Source organism: Enhydrobacter aerosaccus, from assembly GCF_900167455.1.
GTDB classification, from domain to species: Bacteria; Pseudomonadota; Alphaproteobacteria; order Reyranellales; family Reyranellaceae; genus Reyranella; species Reyranella aerosaccus.
Genome location: NZ_FUWJ01000001.1, coordinates 1,749,456 through 1,770,880, shown reverse-complemented (window position 1 = coordinate 1,770,880; position 21,425 = coordinate 1,749,456). Strand labels below are relative to the sequence as shown.

Genomic DNA, 21,425 nt, shown 5'->3' with positions numbered 1-21,425 from the left:
GGGAGAGTGCGCGTGACGACGACGATCTATGGCATCAAGAACTGCGACACGATGAAGAAGGCGCGGGCGTGGCTGGACGCCCATGGCGTGGCCTACGCCTTCCACGACTACAAGACGGCCGGGATCGATCGGGCTCGGCTGGAGGGCTGGGCGGGGCGCGTGGGCTGGGAGACGCTGCTCAACCGGTCGGGCACCACCTTCCGCAAGCTGCCCGAGGCGGAGCGGGACGGGCTGACGGAGAAGAAGGCCATCGCCCTGATGCTGGCCCAGCCCTCGATGATCAAGCGGCCGGTGCTGGAAAGCGGCAAGACGCTGCTGGTGGGGTTCAAGCCCGAGACCTACCAGCAGACCCTCGGCTGATCCACAGCTGCCCCTCCGCTGACCGGCCGAGGTTACCAGCACAGACCGAGCTTCCCCGGTCACAAAAAGGTCCCTGGTCTCCGGAGCGGGATCGCGCTTATCGTGGCAGGCACAATGAATCAAGATTCGATATATCTTTCAGTGGGTTGAAACCGCTCCTTGACGTTTCGGATCAAAACAAACAAGCTAGCAACATCCGGTCGTCCCTGCGATGGCCGCAATAATTGCCAGCGGCTGTCTGCGGCCGCCTTTCCCTCTCGAGGTTCTGGCCATGAAAACGAAGGTCTTTGCCCTGATTCTGGTCCCCCTGGCCCTGTCGGTGTCCGGCTGCGGCGATAACTGGGGGCAGCGTGCCGTCACCGGCGGCGCCATCGGTACCGGCGCCGGCCTGGCCGTCGGCGCGCTGGCCGGCTGGCCGTTGCTGGGACCGGCGTTGGCCGGCGCGGCGCTGGGTGCGGGTATCGGTGCCGCCACCACGCCGGGCGGCGTCAAGTAAGCGGGCTTCTGAACGGGCTTCCGATTCGGATCAGCTCAGCAGCAGCCTGAGCTTGCGGTCGAAGACGCGCAGCACGTCTTCGAGGCTGTCGCCGTGCGCCAGCTTGCGCGGCCCGTTATAGACCATGTAGCCGCCGCCGCTGGTGCCCGGCACCTTGGCGATGGCGAACAGCGGCTGCTCGGCGGTGTGGCGGAAGATCGAGAAGATCGCCATGCCGGGCCGGAAGTCGATGGCATAGTCGCGCCATTCTCCGCTGGCCACGCGCATGCTGTAGAGATTCAGCAGGCGCGACAGCTCGCGGCGATCGAACGAGACGATGCGGCGGCGGGCCCGTTGATCGGCGAGGCGGTAGAGATTGGTCATGCAGGCAGGGAGGGGATCATGCCGTTTGACCGAATTGTTGCAGATGCCCTGTCGGGGGTAAAGCGTCGCGGTCGATCCCCAGCCCTGCGCGACGCGATGGTTTGCCAAAGTTGCGCCCCGGGGCTATGAACCGCCGCTGAAGCTGTTGATTTTCCGCAATAATCGGGAGCCCTGCGTGTCCGACTCCGCTGCCTTTCACGAAGTCGACAATGCCGTCCGGCAGGACGAGATCAAAGCCTGGTGGAAGCGTTACGGGACCCTGACGGTCTCGGGTGTCGTTGTCCTCGTGGTGGCGGTCGCCGCCGTGGTCGGCTGGCGCCAGTACCAGTTCTCGCAGCGGGCCGCGGCCGGCGAGGCCTACACGGCGGCGCTGGCCAAGATCGGCCAGGACAATGCGGCCGCCCGGGCCGAGCTGGACAAGCTCGCCGCCAGCGCGGTCGATCCCTATCGCTGGCTGGCCGCGATGACCGCGGCGCAGCTCCAGGACAAGGCGGAGGATCGCGTCGCGGCGCTGCAGGCGGTTGCGCCGAAGCTGCCCGATCCGATGAACGAGCTGGCGCAGGTGATCGCCGGCTTCCAGAGCGTCGACACGCCCAAGGGGGCCGAGACGATCGCCAGCCTCGAGCCGCTGGCCGCGCCCAACCACGCCTTCCATGGCAGCGTGCTCGAGCTGCAGTCGCTGGAGGCGCAGCGCAAGGGCGACCTCAAGCGCGCCCGCGAGCTGTGGGCCGAGATCGTCAAGGATCCAACCGCGCCCCCGGGCGCCATCCAACGCGCGCAGGCGCTGCTCAATTTCACGGACGAGCAGGGGGCGAAGTAACAGGCGATGTCGACAGTGCTGCGTTTTATTGATCACCGCGTCCTCCTCTCCGCCGTTCTGCTGTCGGCCTCCCTCACGGGCTGCAGCCTGTTCGACAAGAAAGGCCCGCCGCTGCCGGGCGAGCGCGTGTCGGTGTTTTCCGATCGCCGCGACGTGACGCCGGACAACGATGCGCCCGCGGTCCAGGTGCCGCCGCCCTTCGCCAATCCCTCCTGGCCGCAATCGGGCGGCTATGCCGACTATGCGATGCAGCATCTCGACATCGCCGCGCAGCCGCAGGTGGCGTGGTCGGCCGATATCGGCGCCGGCACCAGCTCCGACCGCATCCTCACCACGCCGCCGGTCGTGGTCGACGGCAAGGTGTTCGTGAAGGACGCCCAGAGCACGGTCTCGGCCTTCAACGCCGATACCGGCCAGCGCCTGTGGAGCGTGACGCTGCAGCCCGAGGATACGCGCGATGCCGACGAGTTCGGCGGCGGCCTGGTCTGGTACGGCGGCCGGCTGTTCGTGACGACCGGCTTCGCCGAGGTGTTCTCGCTCGATCCCAATACCGGCAACGAGATCTGGCACTCGACGGTGAAGGCGCCGGTGCGCGGTTCGCCGCTGGCCTTCGCCGATCGCGTCTTCGCCGTCAGCATCGACAACAAGCTGCACGCGCTCGCCGCCACCGACGGCGCCGACCTGTGGTCGTTCTCCGGCTTGCAGGAAGTCTCCCGCTATGTCGGCGGCAACAGTCCGGCGGCCGCGCGCGATCTCGTCGTCGCGCCCTTCAGCTCCGGCGAGCTGGTGGCGCTCTACGTCAACAACGGCCGCGCCGCCTGGAACGAATCGCTGGTCGGCCGCAGCCGTGAGTCGCGCGCCTTCGGCAACCTGGCCGATATCCGCGGCCGGCCGGTGATCGATCGCGGCATGGTGTTCGCGATGGGCAGCGCCGGCCAGATGATCGCCATCGACCTGTCCACCGGGCAGCGGCGCTGGGAGCGCAATTTCGGAGGCTACCAGACGCCGTGGGTGGCCGGACCGTACCTGTTCGTGCTGACCAACTCGGACGACGTGGTGGCCATCGACCGCGCCGCCGGCAAGGTGAAATGGGTCACGCCACTGACGCAGTATTTCGACGCCAAGCGGCAGAAGCCGATCCTGTGGGGCGGGCCGGTGCTGGCCGGCGATCGCCTGCTGGTGACGGGCACGAGCGGCGACGTGGTGGTTCTCTCGCCCTATACCGGCGACGTCATGGGCAAGATCTCGGCCGGTGGCTCGGCGCGCCTGGCGCCGATCGTCGCCAACCGCACGATCTATATCCTGACAGATTCGGGCAGGCTCATTGCGCTCCGCTGACGACGATCGCTCCTCCGGCCGCGACGGCCCGCGGGTCGCCATCGTGGGGCGGCCCAATGTCGGCAAATCGACGCTGTTCAACCGCCTGGTCGGCCGCCGTCGCGCCATCGTCGACGACACGCCGGGCGTAACGCGCGACGTCCGCGAGGCGCCCGCCCAGCTCGGCGATCTGGCCTTCACGCTGCTCGACACGGCGGGCTGGGAGACGGCCGGCGGCGAGGCGCTGGAGGCGCGCATGCGGCGCTTCACCGAACGCGCCATCGACACGGCCGAGGTGGTGCTGTTCCTGATCGATGCGCGCGCCGGCGTGCTGCCGCTCGACGAGGCTTTCGCCGGCTGGCTGCGCAAGCGCGCCGGCAAGGTGATCCTGGTCGCCAACAAATGCGAGGGCCGGGCAGGGCAGCAGGGACTGGCCGAGGCGCACGGTCTCGGTCTCGGCGAGCCGATCCCGTTCTCGGCCGAACATGGCGAGGGATTGAGCGATCTTCACGAGGCGCTGGCCCGATACATCGAGCCGATGCCCGAGGAAGAGGACGACGAATTCGAGGACGGCGAGGGTGCCGAGGGGCCGAGCGAGGCCGAGCTCGCCAAGCGGCCGCTGCTGCTGGCCATCGTCGGCCGTCCCAATGTCGGCAAGTCGACGCTGGTCAACCGGCTGGTGGGCGAGGAGCGCGTGCTGACCGGGCCGGAGGCCGGCATCACCCGCGATGCCATCCGCGTCGAGTGGCAGTGGAAAGGCCGTCAGGTCCGCCTGGTCGACACCGCCGGCATGCGCCGGCGCAGCCGCATCGAGGCCAAGCTCGAGGCCGCCTCGGTCGCCGATACGCTCGACACGATCCGCCTCGCCGACGTCTGCGTCGTCGTGCTCGATGCCGCCAACATGGCCGAGAAGCAGGATCTCGCCGTCGCCGGCTGGGTCATCGAGGAAGGCCGGGCGCTGGTGATCGCGGTCAACAAGACCGATCTGCTCGCCGACGATCGCAGCGCGGCCAGCAAGGCCTGGCGCAAGCTGCGCGACCGGCTCGAGGCGTCCTTCGCCCAGGTGAAGGATGTGCCCATCGTCGGCATCTCCGCCCTCAACGGGCGGGGCGTGGACCGGCTGATGCCGGCCGTGTTCGAGACCTACGCGATCTGGAACAAGCGCGTGCCGACGCCGAAGCTGAACCGCTGGCTGCGCGAGATGGAGACGCTGCATCCGCCGCCGCTGGCCAACGGCCGCCGCATCCGCCTGCGCTTCATGACCCAGATCAAGATCCGGCCGCCGACTTTCATCCTCTCGGTCAGCCAGCCGGAGGAGCTGGGCGACGATTACCTGCGCTTCCTGATCAACCGCCTGCGCGACGATTTCGGGCTGCCGGGCGTGCCGATCCGCGTGACGATGCGCAAGCCGAAGAACCCCTACGCCAGCCGGGCCCGCAAGCGCTAGCTGCCGGCCGCGGCGCTGCGCGCAGCGCCGATCAAGACCTCGCACGATCAGCGCAACAGAACAGGCTCACAAGAAATCGTGATCGGTCCTCCACGGCTGCCGCATTGCATCGCGGTGGTCGGTGAATACGTCGTGCCTGCGGGGCGCGACCAGGGAGCTGAGCATGAAGATTTCTACTCGGCGCGGCATGCTTGTGGCTGGCGTCCTGACAATGCTTGTGACGACGCTTGTGACGGCGGCGGGCCTGTTGTCGATCCAGGCCGTCGCCCAGAGCGCAGGCGGCCCCGGCTCGCCGCGGACGTCCTCCTGCCCCGGTGACAATAGTGGCCTGTCCCTGTCGCCCGGCTTCTGCGCCACGATATTCGCCGACAATCTCGGTCACGTGCGGCACATGGCGGTCGCGCCCGACGGCACGCTCTACGCAAACACGTGGAGCGGCCGCTATTACGCCGCCTCGCCGGCACCGCCGGGCGGCTTCCTGCGCGCCCTGAGAGATACCAAGGGCAGCGGCCGTGCCGATGTCGTGCAACGGTTCGGCACCGCCCATGAAGCCGGCGCCAGCGGCGGCACCGGCATCGCGCTCTACAACGGTGGGCTTTATGTCGAGGAGGGCGACCGCATCCTGCGTTACGCCCTGCCGGCGGGACAGATGGTGCCGACCGGATCGCCAACCGTGGTCGTGTCCGGAATGCCGCTCACCGGCGATCATCCGATGCATCCCTTCGTCATCGACGCCAAGGGCAACCTGTTCGTCGACTCGGGCTCGGCGACGAATGCCTGCCAGGCCCAGAACCGGATCCGCGGTTCACGCGGCCTGTCGCCCTGCACCGAGAAGGAGACGCGGGCCGGGACCTGGCGTTTCGATGCCAACAAGACTGGCCAGACCTTTTCTCCGGCGCAGCGCTACGCCAGCGGCATTCGCAATGGCGAGGGCTTCGCCTTCGACGCCGCCGGCCGCCTGTTCGCGACCCAGCACGGTCGCGACCAGCTGTTCCAGAACTGGCCGCAGCTCTACACCGCCGAACAGGGCGCGGACTTGCCGGCCGAGGAGCTGATCGAGCTCAGGTCTGGCGCCGATTATGGCTGGCCCGAGTGCTACTACGATCAGGAGCAGAACAAGCTTGTGCTGGCGCCCGAATATGGCGGAGACGGCGGCAAGACGGTCGGCCTCTGCGCACAGCGCACGGCGCCGGTCGCGGCTTTCCCCGGACACTGGGCGCCCAACGATCTCGCCCTCTATCTCGGCAGCAAGTTCCCGGCCGGCTATCGCGGCGGGGCCTTCATCGCCTTCCACGGATCGTGGAATCGCGCGCCCCTGCCGCAGGGCGGCTACAACGTCGTCTTCCAGCCTCTGGCCGACGGCAAGGCATCGGGGCCGTATGTCGTCTTCGCCGATGGATTCGCCGGCGCCTACAAGGAGCCGGGTCGGGCAGCGTTCCGACCGAGCGGGCTCGCCGTCGCTCCGGACGGCGCGCTGTACGTTTCAGACGACGTGCATGGCCGCATCTGGCGCATCACCTACACGGGAGATGGGTCTGACAAGGTCGCGCCGGCACCCTCGCCGACGACGATGACCACGGCAGCGCAAGGCGCGGTGCCACCCGAAGGCACGCATCCCGATGCGGGTCGTGCCTCGGTTCCGCTGCCGACACCACCGGGTTCCAGCCCCGACCAGGTGGCGCAGGGCGATCGCATCTTCCATGGCGAGGCCAGCAACGGGACCTGCAGCGGCTGTCACGGCTCGGATGCCGGCGGCACGCCGGTCGGTCCGTCGCTGAAATCCGGCCAGTGGATGTGGAGTGACGGCAGTCTGTCAGGATTGGAGGGAGTCATCGCCAAGGGCGTGCCCCAGCCCAAACGCTACCAGGGCGTGATGCCGCCGATGGGCGGCAGCTCCCTCACACAAGCCGATCTTGCCGCCGTTGCCGCCTATGTCTGGGCCATCAGCCACGCCAACAACGGCCATGGACAGGGCGGTTGACGAGATCAGCCGGTCGAATCGTCCTGGTGGCCGGCGACCCACTCGCCGTTCAGCGCGCACGAGGGCAGGGCGAGTTCGATCAGCGCCTCGGCATGGGCTTCGGGCGAGGACACCGTCTCGGGATTCTCGCCCGGAAAGGCTTCCTTGCGCAGCTTGGTGCGCAGCGGGCCGGGATCGTAGAGATTGACGCGCACGCTGGTGTGCCCGCATTCGGCCGCATAGGTCGACGCCAGCATGTCGAGCGCCGCCTTGCTGGCGGCATAGGCGCTCCAATAGGGCACGACGCGCCGGGAGATGTCGCAGGTGACGAAGATCGCGCGGCCGGCATCGGATTGGCGCAGCAACGGATCCAGCGAGCGGATCAGGCGCCAGTTGGCGGTGACGTTGACCGCCATCACGCGCTCGAAGATGTCCGGCTCGATATGGCCGACCGGCGCCAGCATGCCGAGCAGGCCGGCATTGCCCAGCAGGATGTCGAGCTTGCCGAAGCGTTCGTACAGCGCCTGCCCGAGGCGATCGATGCCGGGGCCATCGGTGACGTCGAGCGGCACCAGCGTGGCGCTGCCGCCAAGGGCCTGGATCTGGTCGTCCACCGCTTCCAGCCCACCCACCGTGCGCGCCACCAGGATGCAGTGCGCGCCTTCCCTGGCATAGGCGAGTGCAGCCGCCGCGCCCAAGCCGCGCGATGCGCCGGTGACCAGCGCGATCCGTCCCTTGAGTCTCATCGCGTCAGGCCGGCTCGGCCAGGAAGGAGAGCTGCCGGTCCTCGGTGTCGTTCAGATCGTCGAGCGCGATCGGATAGTCGCCGGTGAAGCAGGCATCGCAGAAGGTCGGATTGGCGGCATCGCGGCCACCCGGCATGCCCATGGCGCGATACAGGCCGTCGATCGAGATGAAGGCCAGCGAATCGACGCCGATGAACTTGGCCATGCCAGCGACGTCGTAGCGCGAGGCGAGCAGCTTCTCGCGCTCGGGCGTGTCGATGCCGTAGAAGCAGGGATCGGTGGTCGGCGGCGCGGCGATGCGCATATGCACTTCCTTGGCGCCGGCGCTGCGCACCATCTCGACGATCTTCATCGACGTCGTGCCGCGCACGATCGAATCGTCCACCAGCACCACGCGCTTGCCGTCGATGTGCGCCCGGTTGGCGTTGTGCTTCAGGCGCACGCCCAGATGGCGGATATGGTCGGCCGGCTCGATGAAGGTGCGGCCGACGTAATGATTGCGGATGATGCCGAGTTCGAACGGGATGCCGGACTTCTGGGCATAGCCGATGGCCGCCGGCACGCCCGAATCGGGCACCGGCACGATGACATCGGCCGGCACCGGATTTTCCTTCGCCAGCTCCATGCCGATGCGCTTGCGGGCCTCGTACACGCCGACATTCTCGATCTTGCTGTCGGGCCGGGCGAAGTAGATGTGCTCGAACACGCAGAAGCGGCGCTGCTGCTTGGCGAAGGGCTTGATCGATCGCAGCCCCTGGCCGTCGACGATCACGATCTCGCCCGGCTCCACGTCGCGGACGAAGCGGGCGCCGATGATGTCAAGCGCGCAGCTCTCGGACGTGATGATCCAGGCATCCTCCAGACGGCCGATGCAGAGCGGCCGCACGCCCATCGGATCGCGCACGCCGTACAGCGCCTCGGCCGTCAGCATGAGCAGCGAGTAGGCGCCCTTGACCTTGCCCAGGGCATCGATGATGCGATCGACGACGGGGGAGTAGCTGGAACGGGCGATCAGATGGTTGATCACCTCGGTATCGGTCGTGGACTGGAACAGGCAGCCCATCCGCACCAGCTCCTTGCGCAGGAGGTAGGCGTTGGTGAGGTTGCCGTTGTGGGCCAGCGCCAGGCCGCCGAAGTCGAAATCGGCGAAGATCGGCTGGATGTTGCGGTCCGACGAGCCGCCGGTGGTGGCGTAGCGGTTATGGCCGATGGCCGAATAACCCTTGAGGGTGGCGATCACCGACTGCTCGCCGAAGATGTCCCCCACCAGGCCGGCGGCCCGATGATTGTGGAAATGACGGCCGTCGAAGGTGACGATGCCCGCGGCCTCCTGGCCGCGGTGCTGGAGCGCATGGAGGCCCAGCGCGGTGTGTGCGGCGGCATCCGACGTTCCGTAGATGCCGAACAGCGCACATTCCTCGTGGAATTTGTCGAGGTCGTGGGCTGGGTGATGTGGGTTCACGGCGGGGTTATATCTGGGGGCCGCGCCCGATACCATCAAGGATAACTCACTGCGACTGTTTGTTGTCGCTGGGAGCGGTCGGGGTGACGGGCGCCGATGGCGCCGGGCTGGAGCCGGAATCGCTGGCCGGTTTCTGCGTCAGGCGTGTGCGAAAGCCGGTCGGCAGGTAAGGCTCCACGAAACTGGCCATTTCCCGGATCAGCGGGAAGGTGGCACCGGCCTCGACTGCCGGCGGCAGCTGCTTGGGCCCGAGATAGCTGTAGAACAGAAAGATCGTCCCCAACACGACCCAGGTGCAGAGGACGCCGAAGCCCGCGCCCAGGATGCGGTCCGGCTTGGCCAGCGGCCCGGCCTTGATCGACCGCGAAAAGGCGTTGGTGAGCATCACCAGCACGATCAGCGCGCCCACGAAGACCGCCAGCATGGAGACGAAATAGGCGAGCTCGGCGTTGGCCACCAGTTGCTCCACCTGGGGCTGGATGACGTTGTAGTAGTGGACGGCGATCCAGCCCGAGGCGATCCACGAGGCGATGAAGAGCAGCGAATGGGCGAAGCCGGAGGACGCGCCGATGGCTGCGCCGAACAGCACGACCGCGATGACCGCGACGTCGAAGACGGTGATCCCTAGCTGATCCATTGCCCCTGCGTCTCCCCTTTACTCTACGCACCCAGACCTATTCGCGCCCGCGGTCCGGGCCGTTGTTTCGGCGCGGTCGCTTCAGGGGCCGATCGCCCGGCTGGAAACGGGCCACAAGGTCCGACAGATGCTCGATTTCGTCAACAACGATGCCCTCGGTCGCTCGTGCAGGCGTCCCGCCAGGACGCTGCGGCCCGGCCTGGCTCCGCGGTACCAGGGCGGTGCGGAAACCCAGCTTGGCCGCCTCGCGCAGCCGTGCCTCGCGTTGTCCAACCGGCCGGACTTCGCCCCCGAGGCCGATCTCGCCGAACACCACCATGTCAGGCGGCACCGCTTCGTCGGCCAGCGACGAGACGACGGCGGCCGCGACAGCCAGATCGGCTGCCGGCTCGCCGATCCTGAGACCGCCGGCGACGTTCAGATAGACGTCGTTGGCACCGATGCTGACGCCGCAGCGCGCTTCCAGCACGGCCAGCACCATGGCCAGCCGGTTCGAATCCCAGCCCACGACCGCGTGTCTCGGCGTGGCGAAGGAGGAGGGCGCGACCAGGGCCTGGATCTCGACCAGGACCGGCCGCGTGCCCTCGATGCCGGCGAAGACGCAGGCGCCCGACACCTGTCCGCGCCGCTCTGCCAGGAACAGAGCCGATGGGTTGGCGACGTCCGCCAGGCCGCGATCGGACATCTCGAATACGCCGATCTCGTCGGTCGGCCCGAAGCGGTTCTTCACCGTGCGCAGGATGCGGAACTGGTGTCCCCGCTCGCCCTCGAAATACAGGACCGTGTCCACCATGTGCTCGAGCACGCGCGGTCCGGCGATGGCGCCGTCCTTGGTGACGTGGCCCACCAGCAGGACGGCGATGCCGCGCCGCTTGGCGAGTTCCACCAGGGCCTGCGCGGACGCTCGCACCTGCGTGACTGTCCCCGGAGTGCTGTCGACTGTGTCGAGCCACATGGTCTGGATCGAGTCGATCACGGCGACCTTCGGGGCGTCCGGACGCTCCAGGGTCGCGACGATGTCCCGGACCGAGGTGGCCGCCGTCAGGTGTACCGGCGCGTCATGCAGGCCCAGCCGTTCGGCCCGCAGCCGGACCTGGTCCAGCGCTTCCTCGCCCGAGATGTAGGCGCAGGCGGTGTTCTGCTTGGCCAGTGCCGCCGCGACCTGCAGCAGCAAGGTCGACTTGCCGATGCCCGGATCGCCGCCGATCAGCAGCGCCGATCCGACAACCAGCCCGCCGCCGCACACGCGGTCGAACTCGGCGATACCGCTCTTGTAGCGCGGAGGCTGGGGCGTCGAGCCGCTCAGGCCGGCGAATTCAAGCAGCTTGCCCTTGCCGCCGCGCGCCAGCCCGCCGCCGGCCGGTCCGGGCGCCGGCGCCGCTTCCTCGACGATGGTGTTCCACTCGCCGCAACTCTCGCAGCGACCGCTCCACTTGCTGGTGACGGCGCCGCACGATTGGCAGACGAAGCGCTTCAGCGGCCGCGCCATCAGGATAACTCATGCTTGCTGAGGCACCAGCCGGCGCCATGGAGCCAGCAGGTATCGTCCTTTTCATGGTCGTCGCGGCGGAGCGATTTCAGCGCGGCACGGCCGACAGGGTCGCCAAGCGATTGCCCGAGAGCGGCCGCCTCGGCGGCATCGCGCAGACCATGGCAAGGGAAGATACCGATATTGCCAGCGGATCGCGCGGCGAGGCGGTCGCCTGTCTTGTCGATGCGAAGCAGGAAGCCCCAGCGGGCATCGGTGGTCAGTGGGATGAGTGCCCGACCGCCGGGGGTAAGCGCGTCGATCCACGCGATCGGCGGCGCGCTGGCGCCGGCAAAGGCGATGATGACATCCCACTGGCCCTCGATCTCGTGCGCGCCGTTGACCTTGTGGACGGAAGCCTGCGGCCACGGTTCGAGATTCCTGCTGGCAGCCTCGCCCAGCGCGTCATCGACCTCGAGCCCGAGCACGCTGCCGGTATCGCCGACCAACTCGGCCAATATGGCAGTGAAGTAGCCACTGCCGGTCCCGATCTGTAGGACGCGCTCGCCTGCCCGTATGCCGACACGATCGAAATGATAGGCCCACAGCGACGGCTCGCCGGTGTTGAGGCCGCGGCTCTCGTCGAGCGCGATCAGGATATTGTGGTAGAGCGCGCGCGGGTCGTTATCCGTCGTCCAGTAGCCTTGCTCGTACAGGCAAAGCGCACGCCACGGGCCGGGGCCGACGAAGCGCTCGCGCGGAACCGCCGCGAAAGCGTCGACGACGCGCTGATCGGTCACGTGGGCGACCGCGCGCAATTCCTCGGCGAAGGCGCGGCGGGCCTCGTCGAGGGTCACAGCTTGCGCACCTGCATCTGGATCGGACCATCGGCGCGGCCGTGGATGAACTGGTCGACATGGGCGTTGCCGCAATGGTCGATCTCTTCCACTGGACCCTGCCAGATCAGCTTGCCGTCATAGAGCATGGCGATGCGGTGCCCGATCTTGCGCGCGCTTGCCATGTCGTGGGTGATCGAGACCGCTGTCGCGCCGAGATCGCTGACGCACTTCACGATCAGCTCGTTGATGACATCGGCCATGATCGGATCGAGTCCCGTGGTCGGCTCGTCGAAGAAGATGATCTCCGGTTCGCGTGCAATGGCGCGGGCGAGGGCGACGCGCTTCTGCATGCCGCCCGACAATTCCGATGGGAACAGATCGCCGATCTCCGGGCCAAGCCCGACCGCACCGAGCTTGGCGATGGCGATCTCCCGCGCCTTGGCGGGAGCCATGCCGTCGCTCTGGATCGGACCGAAGGCCACGTTCTCCCAGACGCGCAACGAGTCGAACAGCGCACCGCCCTGGAAAAGCATGCCGAACTTGCGCATCACCGCCTCACGCTGGCGGCTGCTGATGCCGACGGTTTCCTCGCCGTCGATCCTGATCGAACCTGAATCGGGCCGCATCAGGCCGAGGATGCATTTCAGCAGCACCGACTTTCCGGTGCCGGAACCGCCAATCACCACCATCGACTCGCCGACGGCGACGTCGAGATCGATGCCCTGCAGGACCTTCTTGGGACCGAAGGACTTGGTGACGCCGCGCAGCGAGATCTTGGGAGCTGTCATCGGTCAGCGGGCGAAGAAGGCTTCGGTGATGAAGTAGTTGAAGGTGAGGATGAGGATCGAGGCCGAGACCACGGCATTGGTGGTCGCCATGCCGACACCCTGCGCGCCGCCCTTGGAATTGTAGCCGTGGTAGCAGCCCATCAGCGTGATCAGGAATCCGAAGACGGCCGCCTTCACCAGACCAGAGAACACGTCCTGGAACTGCAGGAAATCGAGGGTGTTGCGCAGGTAGGTCGCGCTGTTGAAGTCGAGCTTGTAGACGCTCACCAGATAGCCGCCCAGGACACCGATGATATCGGCGACCAGCACCAGGATCGGCAGCGTCACGATGCCGGCGATCAGGCGTGGCGCGACGAGATATCTGAAGGGATCGGTCGACAGGGTGCTGAGCGCATCGATCTGCTCGGTGACGCGCATGGTGCCGATCTCCGCCGCCATGGCCGCGCCGACCCGGCCCGCTACCATGAGGCCAGCCAGCACCGGTCCCAGTTCGCGGGTAAGGGAGACGACGACGACATTGGGGATCGCGCTTTCAGCGGAGAAGCGCGCGAAGCCCGTATAGCTCTGCAGGGCCAACACCATGCCGGTGAAGATCGCCGTCAGTCCCACGACCGGCAGGGAGTAGTAGCCGATCTCGAGCATCTGCCGCCCGATCTGGCGGCGGTAATAAGGCGGCTGCAAGCCGCGATGCACGGCCTCGCCCGCAAAGGTCGTCATCGCGCCGGCTGCCGTCAGAAAGGCGAGAGTCATGCGGCCAAGCAGGGTGACCAGGGGAACGTTCACTGAGAATTCTCCGGCCCGTCGATGTAGAGGCGGGCATAGCGGCGGCCAAGCGCGGTCATCACTTCGTAGGCATTGGTCCGGGCATGATCGGCGAGATCGTCCGCCGTCAGGTGCTCGCCCAGTACCTCGACGGTCGCGCCAGCCTGGCACGCGGACTCGGGGACATCGGTCACATCGATCGTGACAAGATCCATCGAGATGCGACCGATCACGGGCACACGATGCCCGGCGATGTAGACATGCGCCCGATTGATGAGATTGCGGAAGTATCCGTCGGCATATCCAAGCGCGATTGTTGCCACACGACTGGGTCGCGCGGATCGCCAAGCGGCACCGTATCCAACGGTCTGCAGAGCGTCAATTCGGCGAGTCTGCAGGATGCGGGAAACCAGTCGGACCGTCAGCAGCATCGGGTTCGGCTGGCCCGGCAGGGGATTTATGCCGTACAGCGCCGCGCCCGGTCGCAAGAGGTCGAAATGATAATCCGGCCCCAGGAAAATTCCCGAGGAATTGGCCAGCGACGCAGGCGCCCCGGGCATTGCCTTCACGAACGAACGAAAGCGCGAAAGTTGTTCGCCGTTGATCGGGTTAGCCGGCTCTTCGGACACGACCAGATGGCTCATGAGCAACGCAAGCCGCAGGCCCCGGAGCCGGCCGCGCTCGTTGACGAGCGCCTGCGCCTCTTCGGGCGAAAAGCCCAACCGGTGCATGCCGGTATCGATATGGATCACCGCATCGAGCGGACGATTGAAGCGCTGGGCGGCGGCGCGCCAGCTATTGAGCTGGGCGAGATGATTGAGCACCGGCGTAAGCCCGTGCTCGACGAAGTCGGGTTCGGTTCCCGGCAGCAGTCCGTTCAGCACATAGATCGGAAGATCCGGCAGCACGGCGCGCAGGGCGACCCCTTCATCGATGTGGGCGACGAAGAAATGGCGGCAGCCCTCGGCCGCGAGCCGTGGGCCGACGACGGTGGCTCCCGTGCCGTAGGCGTCTGCCTTGAGCACGGCGGCGCAATCGATCTGCTGGCCTCCTGCGCGGCCGGCATCACGCAGGCCGCGCCAGTTGGCGGCAATGGCGCCGAGATCGACAGTCAGGATGGCGCCAGCGCGGCGCGTGGGATCGGCTTCGGCAGTATGGGACACTGAGTACTCTAGAATGCAGGCTCATCCGGCCGGTCTTCGTCGGCCGCCAGATTGCCAAACTTGGTGATCGATCCATCGAACGACAGCCGCACGATGCCGGTCGGGCCGTGACGCTGCTTGGCAACGATGACTTCGGCCTTGCCGTAGGTCTGCTCGCAGCGCTGACGCCACGCATCATGGCGCTCATTGTAGTGCTGGTCGTTTTCCTCGGGGCGTCGGCTCGGCTCGGAGCGGGTGAGATAGTATTCTTCGCGATAGACGAACATCACGACGTCGGCGTCCTGCTCGATCGAGCCGGACTCTCGCAGATCGGAGAGCTGAGGCCGTTTGTCTTCACGCTGTTCGACGGCACGGCTGAGCTGTGACAGGGCGATCACCGGGACGTCCAGTTCCTTGGCCAGAGTCTTGAGGCCGCGCGTGATTTCGGAAATTTCCTGCACGCGGTTTTCCTGCCGCGAACGGCCGGACGGATTGAGCAGCTGGAGATAGTCGACGACCAGAAGGCCAAGACCGTGCATGCGCTTCAGACGCCTGGCACGCGTGCGCAGGCCGGCGATCGTGAGGGCAGGGGTATCGTCGATGAACAGATTGAGGTGCTCGAGTTCCTGGCTGACCGTCAGCACCTTGTCGAAGTCGCTGCTGATCATCTCGCCGCGCCGAATTTTCTCCGACGACACCATCGCCTGTTCCGACAGGATACGAGTGGCGAGCTGCTCGGCCGACATTTCCAGCGAGAAGAAGCCGACGACCGCACCGTCGACCACCTTGGAGCCGCCGTTGGGATCGTGTTCTTCGCGATACGCCTTGACGGCATTGAACGCCATGTTGGTCGCGAGCGCGGTCTTTCCCATCGAGGGACGGCCGGCAAGGATGATCAGATCGGACCTGTGCAGGCCGCCCAGGAGCTGATCGAGTTGGAACAGTCCGGTTGCCACGCCCGTGAGCTGGCCGACACGGTGATAGGCCGACTCCGCTGCGGTCATGGCCTCGGTGAGGGCGGCGCGGAACGGTTTGAAGCCGCCTTCGATCTGGCCGATGCTGGCGAGGTCGTAGAGATGCTTCTCAGCGAGCTCGATCTGTTCGACCGCACTTTCTTCGATGGTGGGCTTGAAGGCGCCGTTGATGACGTCGTGCCCGAGCTCGATGAGCTGGCGGCGCAGATACAGGTCGTGGATCACGCGACCATACTGCTCGGCGTCGATGACATGCACCGAGGCGGCCGCGAGATTGGCCAGGAATTCCGCTCCCCCGGCTTCCTTCATGGCCTCGTCGTGTTCGAGATACGTCTTGAGGGTGATGACGCTTACGACCTGACCTTTCTCGATCAGGCGGGCAATGTCATCGAACAGCTTGCCATGCAGGGGATTGGCAAAGTGCTCGCCCTTCAGGAACTCGCCGACGCGATGATAGGCAGCGTTGTTGATGAGGATCGACCCGAGCAGAGCCTGCTCCGCCTCGGGGTTCTGGGGCGGCTCGCGGACAGCAGCGAGCTTGATGATCCTGTCGTCGGCCTGATCGGCTTTTTTCTCTGGCTCCATGGTAGAGCCTTTTCAAGCTAGAGGGGTACGAACTCCACTGTCGTTTTTAAGAACGAAACCAGAAGCTGTCAGCTACCCACAGCCAAGTTTTTCACATCCTGTTAACCAGGAGGAAGCTACTCGGCGGCCATGGACGAGGTGACGGTCGCGGCACCGCGTTCTGCATCCACCATGTAGTCGCGGACCAGCGGCACGGCGTCCTGTCTGCGGGCGATCTGAATCTGGAACACCATTTGATTCATGTACCGGAAAGCCACTTCGCACCCGGCCAGGTAGAATTCCCACATCCGGCAGAACCGGTCGTCATAGCCGGCCATCTGCTTGATGCGCTCCCGGTTCGACAGGAAGCGCTGGCGCCAAAGCCGCAAGGTTTCCGCGTAGTGCAGACGCAGGATCTCGATATCCGTCGCCCACAGCCCGACCCTTTCGATCGCCGACAGGACCTCCGAGAGGGCGGGGGTATAGCCACCCGGAAATATGTACTTCTTGAGCCAGGTGTTGGTGCCGCCCGGCGGCTCCATCCGGCCGATGGCATGCAGCAGCATCACACCGTCTTCCTTCAGGAGGTCCTTCACCTTGCGGAAGTACTCCAGGTAATGGGCTGCGCCCACATGCTCGAACATACCGACGGAGACGATGCGATCGTACTGGGCGCTCTCCTGACGGTAATCCAGCAACTTGAAGCGGACCCGATCCGCTAGGCCGCCTTCCAGGGCGCGGCGGCTCGAGACGGCGAGCTGCTCCTTCGAGAGCGTCACGCCGGTGACATCGACCCCGAACTGCTGCCCGAGGAAAAGGCCCATGCCGCCCCAACCGGATCCGATGTCCAGGACCTTCTGTCCCGGCTTCAGCAGGAGCTTGGCCGCGATATGCTGTTTCTTGTCGGTCTGCGCCTGCTCGATCGGCTCCTTGCCGGTCCTGAAATAGGCGCAGGAATACTGGCGGTCGCGATCGAGAAAGAAGTCGTAGAGCTGATCCTTTAGATCGTAGTGATGCGCAACATTGCGCTGCGCGGTCCCGATCGGGTTGTGCTGTTCGATAGCCCGGATCAGTTTCTGGAACCCATAGGACCAGCGGACGAAAGGGGTCTGCTCGAGCGCGGCCATGTTCCGGCCCAGCAAATCGAGGAGATCGTAAATATCGCCGTCTTCGACCGTAAGCTTGCCATCCATGTAGGCTTCGCCAAACGCCAAGCGGGGGCGAAGCACGAGCCGCAGAGCGGTCCATCGGTCGTGCACTCGCATGGTAACGCCGGGGCCGGGACGGGGCCCCCGGATGCGATGCGATTGACCGGCCGCATCGATGATCGTGAGTTGGCCTTCCCCCAATACGCGGGAAAGAACCTTCGCTAACAGCATCGTCGGTCCATCCTCACAAGCCGGTGAAGGTGCTCACTTCCACCGGTAATGCCACGTTCTCGCCTTAAATGTTAATCCGATTGGCATTTTCAATGCAAAGGGCTGTCGAAAGAAAATTGCTTGCGGTCGTCCCCGAAAGTTTGTGCAGCATGGATAAGAACAAATAAAAACGCCCGCCGTTGCGGGCGCGCAACGGCGGGCGTTATCGGCTGGCCGGATCCGAAGGATCCGGATCGGCCTATTTTTCTTCCTCGGCGGCCGCTTCTTCCGTGCCGGCCTCAGTGGCCTCGCCCTCGGCGGGCTTGGGCTCGAACAGAGCAGCGGCCTGTTCAGCCGCCCGCTGGGCCGCTTCCGCAGCCTCCAGTGCCGCCCGCTCGGTCTCCGCCACCAGAGCACCGCCCTTGGCGAGGAACTCGGCCTCGTCCGGCGAGCGCGCGACCAGAGCGGTAATCTCGACCACGACCTCCGGATGGAGGTGGACCTTGATGGGATGGGCGCCGAGCGACTTGATCGGCTTGTCGAGTTCGACTTGGCCGCGGGCGAGCTTGACGCCCGCTGCCGCGGCTGCATCGGCGATGTCACGGGAAGTGACAGAGCCGTAGAGTTGCAGTGCTTCGGAAGCCTGCCGGATCAAGGTGACCTTGAGGTCCTTGATCTTCTCTCCAGCCGCTTCGGCCTCGCTGCGGCGCTCGAGGTTCTGCGCCTCCAGCACCTTACGCTGCGACTCGAAGTAGGCAATGTTGTCCTTAGTGGCGCGCAGGGCCTTCTTCTGCGGCAGAAGGAAGTTGCGGGCGAAGCCGGGCTTCACCTTCACAACATCGCCCATCTGGCCGAGCTTGGGCACACGCTCCAGGAGGATGACGTTCATCGGCATGATGCGCGCTCCTTAGGAGATCACGTAGGGCAGGAGCGCCAGGAAGCGGGCGCGCTTGATCGCCTGGGCGAGTTCACGCTGCTTCTTGGACGAAACGGCTGAAATCCGGCTCGGCACGATCTTGCCGCGCTCGGAAATGAAGCGCTGCAGGAGCCGGACGTCCTTGTAGTCGATCTTCGGCGCGTTTGCGCCGGAGAACGGGCAGCTCTTGCGGCGGCGAGTAAAGGGACGACGCTGGGCGCTCATTCTTCTTCTCCCGCGACAGGGGTTTCCTCGCCGAAGCGGGGACGCTCGCGACGCGGCGGGCGGTCGCCCCAGCCGCCACGATCACCGCGATCGCTCGGACGGTCGGATTTCTCGCTGGCGCGCAGCATGACGGCCGACGGACCCTCTTCGAGGGTGTCGACCCGCACCGTGAGGTAGCGGAGGATGTCTTCGTTGATGGACATCGTGCGCTCCAGTTCCTTCACCGCCGCCGCCGGGGCGTCGATGTTCAGGAGCGTATAGTGGCCCTTGCGGTTCTTCTTGATCCGGAAGGTGAGCGAACGGAGACCCCAATACTCCTTCTTGGAGACGGTGCCGCCGAGGTTGGTCACCAGTTCCGAGAACTGGTTGGTCAGAGCCTCCACCTGCGTCGCCGGGACGTCCTGGCGCGCGATGAAGACGTTTTCGTAAAGTGCCAAATTAGGCTCCTTATGGATATTAACGACCCGGAGTTCGTCGTGCCCCTGGAAGAGGGATCGACCGGCAACCACCCGGATCTAGCCGACCCCTCGTCGAGGCGAATTCCCCGAAATTGGGCCGGCAAGGAGATCGGGGCCGATTTAGGCCCCGAAGAGCGGGGGTTATACAGGCTGTCAGCCGTGAATCAAGGCCGTTCCCGGCGCGGTCCGACTGGGATATAGGGACCGCCGCTTCAGGCCAAGAACCGGGGGAAGTGGCCCATGAGTCGTGCATTTGTATTTCCGGGACAGGGATCCCAGGCCGTCGGCATGGGTGCCGATCTGGCCGGAGCGTTCGAGACCGCTCGCGATGTGTTCGGGGAGGTGGATGAGGCCCTGAAGCAAAATCTGTCGAAATTGATGCGGGAAGGGCCGGAATCGGAGCTCGTTCTGACCGAGAACGCCCAACCTGCCTTGATGGCCGTCAGCATGGCGGTCGTCAGGATCATCGAAAAGGATGGTGGGAAACCCCTGCCGGCCCTCGCCTCGCACGTCGCCGGCCACTCCCTGGGGGAATATTCCGCCCTGGCCGCCGCCGGTGCCTTGGCGGTGAGCGATGCGGCCCGGCTGCTGAAACTCCGCGGTCAGGCGATGCAGAAAGCCGTACCCGTCGGGATCGGCGCGATGGCAGCCCTTCTGGGCATCGAGCTGGAGCCGGCCCAGGACGCGTGTCGGGAGGCCGCCCAGGGAGAAATCGTCGCCGTCGCGAATGATAACGGTGGCGGGCAGGTCGTCGTCAGCGGTCACAAGGGCGCCGTGGAGCGGACGATCGAGGCGGCCAAGGCGAAGGGCTGCAAGCGCGGCATGCTCCTGCCTGTAAGCGCGCCATTCCATTGCCCCCTCATGCAGCCGGCGGCCGACGCAATGCAGGCCGCGCTGGAGAAGGTCACGCTACAGACGCCGCGGGTCCCCCTGGTGTCGAATGTCCTTGCCGCGGAAATCACCAATCCCGCCGATATCAAGGAGCGCCTGGTGGAGCAGGTGACGGGCCTGGTGCGGTGGCGCGAGAGCGTGCAGTACATGCGGTCGGCCGGCGTCGACACGCTGGTCGAGTGCGGCTCCGGCAAGGTCCTGTCCGGCCTGGTGAAGCGGATCGACAAGGAAATGGTCGGGCTCGCACTCAATACGCCGGCGGATATCGAAGCTTTTCTGAAGACGGTTTGAGGACGGACGCCCATGTTTGATCTCAGCGGCAAGACGGCACTCGTGACCGGCGCGACCGGCGGTATCGGCGGCGCCATTGCCCGTGCCTTGCACGCGCAGGGCGCCACCGTGGCGCTTGCAGGCACGCGCGCGGATGCGCTCGATCAGCTGAAAACGGCGCTGGGCGAACGTGCTCATGCCATCGCTGCGAGAATGGATGACCCTGCCGATATCGAGCGTCTCGCCAAGGAGGCGGAGGCGGCAATGGGCAAGATCGATATCCTGGTGAACAATGCCGGCATCACGCGCGACAACATCTCGATGCGCATGAAGGACGAGGAGTGGGAGAAGGTCCTGCAGGTCAATCTCACCGGCACCTTTAAGCTTACGCGCGCGGTAATGCGCGGGATGATGAAGCGTCGTCTCGGCCGGGTGATCAACATCACGTCGATCGTGGGCGTTACCGGCAATCCTGGCCAGGCCAACTACGCCGCCGCCAAGGCCGGCCTGATCGGCATGTCGAAGTCGCTCGCCCAGGAACTGGCTTCGCGCGGCATTACTGTGAATTGCATCGCGCCGGGCTTCATTGCCACGCCCATGACCGACGTGCTGACCGAAGAGCAGAGGAAGACCATCCTGACGCGCGTGCCGGCGGGCCGCCTCGGGACGTCGGAGGAGATCGCTGCCGGCGTGGTCTATTTGTCCAGCGACGAGGCGGCCTACGTGACGGGGCAGACGCTGCATATCAATGGCGGTATGGCCATGATTTGAAACCGGGAACCGGCAAGTCCCTGATTCTGTGGGCTTTCCAGCGCTGGTTTTGCCCGGGGAGCTATGTTAGGAGAGCCCGGAAATCGCCACCCCTTCGGCGAATTGGAAGTTTTTGAAGATACGGGAAGGACAAGCAATGAGCGATATTGCCGAGCGCGTTAAGAAGATCGTCGTCGAGCATCTCGGAGTCGAAGCGGCTCAGGTCAAGGAAGATGCCAAGTTCATCGACGATCTGGGCGCGGACAGCCTCGACACCGTCGAACTGGTGATGGCGTTCGAAGAGGAATTCGGCATCGAAATTCCCGACGACGCGGCCGAGAAGATCCAGACCGTCGGCGACGCCATCGGTTTCATCAAGGGCAACGCTAAGTCCTGATCAACGCCGGTTCCT

Annotated in this window: 23 protein-coding genes; 9 read left to right on the top strand and 14 right to left on the bottom strand. The window is 65.8% G+C overall.

Annotated elements, in window-relative coordinates:
* Positions 1–12: 12 nt before the first annotated feature.
* On the top strand, positions 13–360 hold the full coding sequence (locus tag B5D62_RS08450) for an ArsC family reductase (protein WP_085933588.1): 348 nt from the start codon (positions 13–15) through the stop codon (positions 358–360).
* A gap of 271 nt (positions 361–631) precedes the next feature.
* The gene (locus B5D62_RS08445; RefSeq protein WP_085933299.1) at positions 632–856 is read left to right on the top strand and encodes a hypothetical protein; all 225 of its coding nucleotides are present in this window, start codon (positions 632–634) and stop codon (positions 854–856) included.
* Positions 857–886: 30 nt separating this feature from the next.
* Here B5D62_RS08445 and B5D62_RS08440 read toward each other — a convergent pair whose 3' ends face one another.
* On the bottom strand, positions 887–1,327 hold the full coding sequence (locus B5D62_RS08440) for a DUF2794 domain-containing protein (RefSeq protein ID WP_231714746.1): 441 nt from the start codon (positions 1,325–1,327) through the stop codon (positions 887–889).
* 67 nt (positions 1,328–1,394) lie between these two features.
* Between B5D62_RS08440 and B5D62_RS08435 the strand changes: the two genes are divergently transcribed.
* The 4 genes from B5D62_RS08435 to B5D62_RS08420 all read left to right on the top strand — a co-directional run bounded on the left by B5D62_RS08435 (position 1,395) and on the right by B5D62_RS08420 (position 6,784).
* Positions 1,395–2,039, top strand: a complete 645-nt coding sequence (locus tag B5D62_RS08435) for a tetratricopeptide repeat protein (RefSeq protein WP_170920835.1) — start codon at positions 1,395–1,397, stop codon at positions 2,037–2,039.
* Positions 2,040–2,054: 15 nt separating this feature from the next.
* A complete protein-coding gene (locus tag B5D62_RS08430) occupies positions 2,055–3,377 on the top strand; it encodes an outer membrane protein assembly factor BamB family protein (RefSeq protein WP_170920834.1) in 1,323 nt (440 codons plus the stop codon).
* Entirely contained in the window at positions 3,364–4,803 is a 1,440-nt protein-coding gene (gene der, locus B5D62_RS08425) for a ribosome biogenesis GTPase Der (protein WP_085933296.1), read from the top strand. The genes B5D62_RS08430 and der overlap by 14 nt, the downstream gene beginning before the upstream one ends.
* A 211-nt stretch (positions 4,804–5,014) precedes the next feature.
* Positions 5,015–6,784 carry a PQQ-dependent sugar dehydrogenase gene (locus tag B5D62_RS08420; protein WP_085933586.1) on the top strand — a complete coding sequence of 590 codons (1,770 nt, stop codon included), beginning with the start codon at positions 5,015–5,017 and terminating at the stop codon, positions 6,782–6,784.
* Between the two features lie 5 nt (positions 6,785–6,789).
* On the opposite strand, the gene B5D62_RS08415 is transcribed toward B5D62_RS08420, so the two are convergent.
* From B5D62_RS08415 to rpsF, 13 genes are all read right to left on the bottom strand, one after another.
* Entirely contained in the window at positions 6,790–7,509 is a 720-nt protein-coding gene (locus B5D62_RS08415; RefSeq protein WP_085933295.1) for an SDR family NAD(P)-dependent oxidoreductase, read from the bottom strand.
* 4 nt (positions 7,510–7,513) lie between these two features.
* A complete protein-coding gene (purF, locus tag B5D62_RS08410) occupies positions 7,514–9,007 on the bottom strand; it encodes an amidophosphoribosyltransferase (RefSeq protein WP_085933294.1) in 1,494 nt (497 codons plus the stop codon).
* A 10-nt stretch (positions 9,008–9,017) separates the two neighbouring features.
* Entirely contained in the window at positions 9,018–9,608 is a 591-nt protein-coding gene (locus B5D62_RS08405; protein WP_085933293.1) for a CvpA family protein, read from the bottom strand.
* A gap of 37 nt (positions 9,609–9,645) precedes the next feature.
* Positions 9,646–11,097, bottom strand: a complete 1,452-nt coding sequence (gene radA, locus B5D62_RS08400) for a DNA repair protein RadA (protein ID WP_085933292.1) — start codon at positions 11,095–11,097, stop codon at positions 9,646–9,648.
* Entirely contained in the window at positions 11,097–11,933 is an 837-nt protein-coding gene (locus B5D62_RS08395; RefSeq protein ID WP_170920833.1) for a protein-L-isoaspartate O-methyltransferase family protein, read from the bottom strand. The genes radA and B5D62_RS08395 overlap by 1 nt, the downstream gene beginning before the upstream one ends.
* Positions 11,930–12,703, bottom strand: a complete 774-nt coding sequence (locus tag B5D62_RS08390) for an ABC transporter ATP-binding protein (protein WP_085933290.1) — start codon at positions 12,701–12,703, stop codon at positions 11,930–11,932. The genes B5D62_RS08395 and B5D62_RS08390 overlap by 4 nt, the downstream gene beginning before the upstream one ends.
* A 3-nt stretch (positions 12,704–12,706) precedes the next feature.
* Positions 12,707–13,486, bottom strand: coding sequence for an MlaE family ABC transporter permease (locus B5D62_RS08385; RefSeq protein WP_231714745.1), 780 nt, complete (start codon positions 13,484–13,486; stop codon positions 12,707–12,709).
* Entirely contained in the window at positions 13,483–14,628 is a 1,146-nt protein-coding gene (gene alr / locus B5D62_RS08380; RefSeq protein ID WP_170920832.1) for an alanine racemase, read from the bottom strand. The genes B5D62_RS08385 and alr overlap by 4 nt, the downstream gene beginning before the upstream one ends.
* Positions 14,629–14,636: 8 nt before the next feature.
* Positions 14,637–16,166 (bottom strand): replicative DNA helicase, encoded by a 1,530-nt coding sequence (locus B5D62_RS08375; RefSeq protein WP_085933288.1) that lies wholly within the window; start codon positions 16,164–16,166, stop codon positions 14,637–14,639.
* Positions 16,167–16,282: 116 nt separating this feature from the next.
* The gene (locus tag B5D62_RS08370) at positions 16,283–17,338 is read right to left on the bottom strand and encodes an SAM-dependent methyltransferase (protein ID WP_231714744.1); all 1,056 of its coding nucleotides are present in this window, start codon (positions 17,336–17,338) and stop codon (positions 16,283–16,285) included.
* A gap of 424 nt (positions 17,339–17,762) precedes the next feature.
* Positions 17,763–18,392: a 50S ribosomal protein L9 gene (gene rplI / locus B5D62_RS08365; RefSeq protein ID WP_085933584.1), complete on the bottom strand. Its 630-nt coding sequence runs from the start codon at positions 18,390–18,392 to the stop codon at positions 17,763–17,765.
* 18 nt (positions 18,393–18,410) lie between these two features.
* Positions 18,411–18,644, bottom strand: coding sequence for a 30S ribosomal protein S18 (gene rpsR / locus B5D62_RS08360; protein ID WP_085933286.1), 234 nt, complete (start codon positions 18,642–18,644; stop codon positions 18,411–18,413).
* Positions 18,641–19,081 (bottom strand): 30S ribosomal protein S6, encoded by a 441-nt coding sequence (rpsF, locus tag B5D62_RS08355; protein WP_085933285.1) that lies wholly within the window; start codon positions 19,079–19,081, stop codon positions 18,641–18,643. Before rpsF ends, rpsR begins: the two co-directional genes overlap by 4 nt.
* 261 nt (positions 19,082–19,342) lie before the next feature.
* Here rpsF and fabD point away from each other — a divergent pair, with 261 nt between their 5' ends.
* The 3 genes from fabD (at position 19,343) to B5D62_RS08340 (ending at position 21,410) form a co-directional block, all read left to right on the top strand.
* A complete protein-coding gene (fabD, locus tag B5D62_RS08350; protein WP_085933284.1) occupies positions 19,343–20,284 on the top strand; it encodes an ACP S-malonyltransferase in 942 nt (313 codons plus the stop codon).
* A gap of 12 nt (positions 20,285–20,296) precedes the next feature.
* A complete protein-coding gene (gene fabG, locus B5D62_RS08345; protein ID WP_085933283.1) occupies positions 20,297–21,034 on the top strand; it encodes a 3-oxoacyl-[acyl-carrier-protein] reductase in 738 nt (245 codons plus the stop codon).
* Between the two features lie 136 nt (positions 21,035–21,170).
* Positions 21,171–21,410, top strand: a complete 240-nt coding sequence (locus B5D62_RS08340) for an acyl carrier protein (RefSeq protein ID WP_020695509.1) — start codon at positions 21,171–21,173, stop codon at positions 21,408–21,410.
* Positions 21,411–21,425 lie beyond the last annotated feature (15 nt).

Excerpts from the sequence above, each read along its gene's own strand:
- B5D62_RS08445 (WP_085933299.1), top strand. The coding sequence starts at position 632 with ATGAAAACGAAGGTCTTTGCCCTGATTCTGGTCCCCCTGGCCCTGTCG.
- B5D62_RS08375 (WP_085933288.1), bottom strand. The coding sequence starts at position 16,166 with ATGGAGCCAGAGAAAAAAGCCGATCAGGCCGACGACAGGATCATCAAG.
- B5D62_RS08370 (WP_231714744.1), bottom strand. The coding sequence starts at position 17,338 with ATGGATGGCAAGCTTACGGTCGAAGACGGCGATATTTACGATCTCCTC.
- fabD (WP_085933284.1), top strand. The coding sequence starts at position 19,343 with ATGAGTCGTGCATTTGTATTTCCGGGACAGGGATCCCAGGCCGTCGGC.
- radA (WP_085933292.1), bottom strand. The coding sequence starts at position 11,097 with ATGGCGCGGCCGCTGAAGCGCTTCGTCTGCCAATCGTGCGGCGCCGTC.
- fabG (WP_085933283.1), top strand. The coding sequence starts at position 20,297 with ATGTTTGATCTCAGCGGCAAGACGGCACTCGTGACCGGCGCGACCGGC.
- B5D62_RS08390 (WP_085933290.1), bottom strand. The coding sequence starts at position 12,703 with ATGACAGCTCCCAAGATCTCGCTGCGCGGCGTCACCAAGTCCTTCGGT.
- B5D62_RS08420 (WP_085933586.1), top strand. The coding sequence starts at position 5,015 with ATGCTTGTGACGACGCTTGTGACGGCGGCGGGCCTGTTGTCGATCCAG.
- rpsR (WP_085933286.1), bottom strand. The coding sequence starts at position 18,644 with ATGAGCGCCCAGCGTCGTCCCTTTACTCGCCGCCGCAAGAGCTGCCCG.
- B5D62_RS08415 (WP_085933295.1), bottom strand. The coding sequence starts at position 7,509 with ATGAGACTCAAGGGACGGATCGCGCTGGTCACCGGCGCATCGCGCGGC.
- purF (WP_085933294.1), bottom strand. The coding sequence starts at position 9,007 with ATGGTATCGGGCGCGGCCCCCAGATATAACCCCGCCGTGAACCCACAT.
- rplI (WP_085933584.1), bottom strand. The coding sequence starts at position 18,392 with ATGAACGTCATCCTCCTGGAGCGTGTGCCCAAGCTCGGCCAGATGGGC.
- B5D62_RS08405 (WP_085933293.1), bottom strand. The coding sequence starts at position 9,608 with ATGGATCAGCTAGGGATCACCGTCTTCGACGTCGCGGTCATCGCGGTC.
- B5D62_RS08340 (WP_020695509.1), top strand. The coding sequence starts at position 21,171 with ATGAGCGATATTGCCGAGCGCGTTAAGAAGATCGTCGTCGAGCATCTC.